Origin of the sequence: Oceanisphaera marina, assembly GCF_014643915.1 — a bacterium.
GTDB classification, from domain to species: Bacteria; Pseudomonadota; Gammaproteobacteria; order Enterobacterales; family Aeromonadaceae; genus Oceanimonas; species Oceanimonas marina.
Genome location: NZ_BMKE01000064.1, coordinates 1 through 870, shown reverse-complemented (window position 1 = coordinate 870; position 870 = coordinate 1). Strand labels below are relative to the sequence as shown.

1 protein-coding gene is annotated in these 870 nt (G+C 42.6%); it reads left to right on the top strand.

The window, feature by feature from the left end; genetic code table 11:
• The coding region (locus IEW52_RS15980; protein ID WP_229658340.1) for an NS1 family protein at positions 1 to 690 on the top strand (690 nt) is incomplete at its 5' end.
• Positions 691 to 870 lie beyond the last annotated feature (180 nt).

Sequence of the window (870 nt, the reverse complement as noted above, 5' to 3'; positions counted from 1 at the left end):
ACGCGTGATCAGCAAAAGCAGGGTGACAAAAACATAATGGATTCCAATACTGTGTCAAGCTTCCAGGTAGACTGCTTTCTTTGGCATGTCCGCAAACGATTTGCAGACCAAGAAATGGGTGATGCCCCATTTCTAGACCGGCTCCGCCGAGATCAGAAGTCCCTGAGAGGAAGAAGCAGCACTCTTGGTCTGGACATCAGAACCGCCACGCGTGAAGGAAAGCATATAGTGGAGCGGATTTTAGAGGAAGAGTCAGATGAAGCATTTAAAATGAGTGTTGCTTCAGTGCCAGCTCCACGCTATCTAACTGACATGACTCTTGAAGAAATGTCAAGAGATTGGTTAATGCTCATTCCCAAACAGAAAATAACAGGGTCCCTATGCATTAGAATGGACCAAGCAATAGTGGACAAAAACATCACATTGAAAGCAAATTTCAGTGTGATTTTCAATCGGCTTGAAGCCCTGATACTACTTAGAGCTTTTACGGAAGAAGGAGCAATCGTAGGCGAAATCTCACCATTACCTTCTCTTCCAGGACATACTGACAAGGATGTCAAAAATGCAATTGAGATCCTCATCGGAGGATTTGAATGGAATGATAACACAGTTCGAGTCTCTGAAGCTCTACAGAGATTCGCTTGGAGAAGCAGCGATGAGGATGGGAGATCTCCACTCTCTACAAAGTAGAAACGGGAAATGGAGAGAACAGTTAAGCCAGAAATTCGAAGAAATAAGATGGTTGATTGAAGAAGTACGACATAGATTAAAAATTACGGAGAATAGCTTTGAGCAAATAACTTTTATGCAAGCCTTACAACTATTGCTTGAAGTGGAGCAAGAGATAAGAACTTTCTCGTTTCAGCTTAT